Genomic DNA, 4115 nt, shown 5'->3' on the forward strand with positions numbered 1-4115 from the left:
GGCGGGCCCGCCGGCGGCGCACCCCGGCGCCCGTGGGCCCGCCGTCCGCCGGTCACGTCCTGATCGACCAGCCGCGCTCGCGGAGCGCGGCGCTCAGCACGGGCGCGGCGCCGGGGTCGACCATGAGCTGGACGAGGCCGGCCTGCTGCCCGTTGGCGTGCTCGATCCGGACATCTTCCACGTTCACCCCGGCGACCCCCGCGTCGGCGAAGATCCGGGCCAGCTCGCCGGGCCGGTCGGTGATCAGCACCGCGACCGTCTCGTAGGCCGCCGGCGCCGCGCCGTGCTTCCCCGGCACACGCTGCCGGCCGGCGTTGCCGCGCCGCAGCAGCGAGGCGACGTCCGCCGCCCCGCCGGCGTGCTCCTCGGCGTCGGCCGACGCCAGGGCCCGCAGCGCGCGGACGGTGGTGTCCAGGTCCTCGGCGACCTCGGCGAGGATGTCGGCAACGGGCCCCGGGTTGGCGGACAGGATGTCGATCCACATCGCGGGGTCGGAAGCCGCGATGCGGGTGACGTCCCGGATGCCCTGGCCGCAGAGGCGCACCGCGCTCTCCTCGGCGGCGGTGAGACGGGCGGCGACCAGGCTGGAGAGCAGCTGCGGGGTGTGGGAGACCAGGGCCACCGCGCGGTCGTGGGCGTCGGCGTCCATCACCACGGGCACGGCGCGGCAGAGCGCCACCAGTTCGAGGGCCAGGTTGAGCACCTCGGTGTCGGTCTCCGGCGTGGGCGTGAGCGCCCACGCCCGCCCCTCGAAGAGGTCGGCGGTGGCGGCAAGCGGACCGGAGCGCTCCCGGCCGGACATGGGGTGGGTGCCGACGTACCGCGCGAGGTCGAACCCGGCCGCGGCGAGCTCCCGGCGCGGTCCGCCCTTGACGCTCCCCACGTCGAGGTAGGCGCCGGCGGCGCCCCGTGCGTCGGCCGCGACCAGGGTGGCGGCGATGTGCGCGGGGGGTACCGCGACGACGGCGAGGTCGACGGGCCCCTCGGCCGGGGCCGTGTCGCCGGCACCGAGGGCGGCGGCGGTCATGGCCTGCTCGGGGTCGTGGTCCTGGAGGTGGACCCGCACCCCCCGGGAGGTCAGCGCGAGGGCGATGGAGGTACCGATCAGGCCGGTGCCGATGACGAGGGCGGTCCGCATCGGGCCAGGGTAGCCGGGCCGCGGGTCACCGGACGCCGCCGTTCCGCGCCGCGGGCCGGGGCGGGCGGCACGGAGCGACGGGCCGGGCGCCGACTCCCGGCCCACCCCGCGCGGCGGCGGGGCGGGGCCGTCGGGCGGCGGTCGGTCAGAGGTCGACCTCGCGCATGAGCCGCCCGACCTCGGTGTTGGTCATCCGGCGCAGCCAGCCGGACTTCTGGTCGCCCAGGGTGACGGAGCCGAACCCGGTACGGACCAGCTTGCTGACGGGGAAGCCGACCTCGTCCAGCATCCGCCGCACGATGTGCTTCCGGCCCTCGTGGAGGGTGATCTCCACCAGGTAGTTGCGGCCGACGTTCTCCACGACGCGGAAGCTGTCCGCCCGCGCGTAGCCGTCCTCCAGCTGCACGCCGTCCTTCAGCTGCTTGCCGAGGTCGCGCGGGAGCCGCCCGGAGCTCTGGCTGACCTCGATGGCGGCGACGTAGGTCTTGCTGACGCCGTAGCGGGGGTGGGTGAGGCGGTGCGCCAGCTCCCCGTGGTTGGTGAGGAGGATCAGCCCCTCGGTCTCGGCGTCGAGGCGCCCGACGTGGAAGAGCCGGCTCTCGCGGTTCTGGACGTAGTCGCCCAGGCAGGGGCGGCCGTCGGGGTCCTCCATGGCGGAGACCACGCCGACCGGCTTGTTCAGGGCGAAGAAGAGGTCCTTCTGGGTGGTGACGGTCAAACCGTCCACCCGGATCTCGTCGCGGTCGGGCTCGACCCGAAGGCCCTGCTCGGTGACGATCTCGCCGTTGACCTCCACCCGGCGCTGGTCGATCAGCTCCTCGCAGGCGCGGCGGGAGCCCATGCCCGCCTGGGCCAGCACCTTCTGCAGCCGCACGCCGTCGGGCTCGCCGAAGGTCTTCGAGGTCCGGGGGGTGTCCCGGCTGTGGCGCTCGCGGTTGCGCTCCTCGATCTTCGCGTCCAGCTCGCGGGGGCGTCCGGGCGCGGAGCGCACCGGGCGCTTGGCGCCCGAGCGGCCACCGGCCGCCGGGGAGCCGCCGCGGCTGCCCGGCTTGCCACCGCCGGCGCCGCCGGAGCCCGCGCCGCCACCGGAGCGGCCGCCTCCGCCGCCACCGGTGCCGCCCTGCCGCTTCCCGCCGGACTCCGGGTAGCGGCGCTCCTCCGGGCGGGGACGGCCGGCGCTCTCCCGTCCCCGGCCGCTGCCCGCGCCCCGGTCGTTCCGGTTGCTGTTCCTGCCGCTGCTTCGCATCAAAGTCTCGTCTTAGGTCGGTGGGTCGGCGCTGTCTACGTCGAACGTCGGCACCGCCTCCTGGCTGTCGGGCTCCACCGCCTCCGCCTCGGGGAGGAAGGGCGCGAGCTCGGGCAGCTCGTCGAGGCCACGCAGGCCGAGCCGCTCCAGGAAGTAGTGCGTCGTCCCGTACAGGATCGCACCTGTCTCGGGTTCGGCGCCCGCCTCCTCCACGAGACCCCGCTGCAGCAGCGTGCGCATGACGCCGTCGCAGTTGACCCCGCGCACCGCGGAGACGCGGGAGCGGCTGACGGGCTGCCGGTAGGCGACCACCGCCAGCGTCTCCAGCGCCGCCTGCGTCAGCCGGGCCGTCCGGCCGTCCAGGACGAAGCTCTCGACAGCCTCCGCGTAGGCGGCGCGGGTGTAGAACCGCCAGCCCTCGGCGACGAACCGCAGGTCGAACCCGCGCTGCTCGGCCTCGTACTCGCGTGCCAGCGCCTGCAGCGCCTCGGCGACCTCCTGCCGCGGCCGGTCCAGGACGCGCGCCAGGTGCTCCTCGCGGACCGGTTCGTCGACGACCATCAGGACCGCCTCCAGGGCGGGCCGCAGCGGCAGCCGCGCCGCGGGGGCGTGCTCCGGTGGCGCGGCCGGCCCGTCGGCGGCGGGCGGGGGCGGATCGGCCGGGGTGTCGGGGATCACCCCGCCCGCGGTCGCCGGCTGCGCCGGGGCGGCCGGCGCGGGTTGGGGGGCGGTGGGCTCGCTGGTGGTCATCGCTGCTCCTGTGCCGCCCGGCGCCCGGACCGGTCGCCGGGCACGGCGGGCGGGGTGTCGAACTCGTCGGTGACGGCCGGGCGCGCGTCGGCGCCGCCGCTCCAGTGGACGGTGAGGTCGCCCAGGGCCTCCGGCTGCTCCAGGGCGACCGCGCGCTCCCGGTAGAGCTCCAGCAGGGCGAGGAAGCGCGCAACGACGGTCAGGGTGTCGGGGGCGTCGGCCGTGAGCTCCGCGAAGCTCGCACGACCGAGGGCACGCAGTCGGTCGACCACCAGCTCCGCCTGCTCCCGCACGCTGACCAGCGGGGCGTGGATGTGGTCGACGTACACCCGCGGCTCGGGGCGGGGCGCGAGCGCCCGGGCGGCGATGCGCGCCAGTCCCTCCGGTCCGACGGAGAGCACGACGTCCGGCAGCAGGGCCGCGTGGTGCGGCTCCAGCCCGACGGTGCGGGGGTGGCGGTGGTCCTCCGCGTCGAGGCGGTCGGCGAAGATCGAGGCGATCTCCTTGTAGGCCCGGTACTGGAGGAGCCGCGCGAAGAGCAGGTCGCGGGCCTCCAGCAGCGCGAGGTCCGCCTCGTCCTCGACCTCGGCGGTGGGCAGCAGACGGGCCGCCTTCAGGTCCAGCAGGGTGGCCGCGACGACGAGGAACTCGGTGGTCTGGTCGAGGTCCCAGTCGGGCCCCATCGCCCGGATGTGGGCCATGAACTCGTCGGTCACCCGGGAGAGGGCGACCTCGGTGACGTCCATGGTGTGGCGCGAGATGAGCTGCAGCAGCAGGTCGAACGGGCCCTCGAAGTTGTCGAGGACGACCGTGAAGCGGCCACCGCCCGGCCGGCCGGGCGGCTCGGCGCCGTCCGCGGCGGCCACCTCGGGGGCGGTGCCCGTCGGGCCGGTCTCCGGTGGGGTGTCCGCGGCCCTCGCGGGGGCGGTCGGGGCGGGGGTGCCGGCCGGCGGAGCGGCGGGGTCGGAGGGCTCGCCCGCG

At 76.3% G+C, this 4115-nt stretch carries 4 protein-coding genes; all 4 read right to left on the reverse strand.

Going from position 1 to position 4115, the window contains the following annotated elements; genetic code table 11:
* Positions 1-52: 52 nt before the first annotated feature.
* Positions 53-1138: a prephenate dehydrogenase gene (locus HCN56_RS24085; protein WP_167974539.1), complete on the reverse strand. Its 1086-nt coding sequence runs from the start codon at positions 1136-1138 to the stop codon at positions 53-55.
* Between the two features lie 145 nt (positions 1139-1283).
* Positions 1284-2384: a pseudouridine synthase gene (locus HCN56_RS24090; RefSeq protein WP_167974540.1), complete on the reverse strand. Its 1101-nt coding sequence runs from the start codon at positions 2382-2384 to the stop codon at positions 1284-1286.
* 12 nt (positions 2385-2396) lie between these two features.
* On the reverse strand, positions 2397-3134 hold the full coding sequence (gene scpB, locus HCN56_RS24095) for an SMC-Scp complex subunit ScpB (RefSeq protein ID WP_167974542.1): 738 nt from the start codon (positions 3132-3134) through the stop codon (positions 2397-2399).
* On the reverse strand, positions 3131-4115 hold a 985-nt coding region (locus tag HCN56_RS24100), incomplete at its 5' end, for a segregation and condensation protein A (RefSeq protein ID WP_245246963.1). The genes HCN56_RS24100 and scpB, both read right to left, overlap by 4 nt.

The sequence above is a fragment of the Streptomyces lonarensis genome, assembly GCF_012033735.1.
In the GTDB taxonomy this organism is placed as follows: Bacteria; Actinomycetota; Actinomycetes; order Streptomycetales; family Streptomycetaceae; genus Streptomyces; species Streptomyces lonarensis.

Excerpts from the sequence above, each read along its gene's own strand:
- HCN56_RS24085 (WP_167974539.1), bottom strand. The coding sequence starts at position 1,138 with ATGCGGACCGCCCTCGTCATCGGCACCGGCCTGATCGGTACCTCCATC.
- HCN56_RS24090 (WP_167974540.1), bottom strand. The coding sequence starts at position 2,384 with ATGCGAAGCAGCGGCAGGAACAGCAACCGGAACGACCGGGGCGCGGGC.
- scpB (WP_167974542.1), bottom strand. The coding sequence starts at position 3,134 with ATGACCACCAGCGAGCCCACCGCCCCCCAACCCGCGCCGGCCGCCCCG.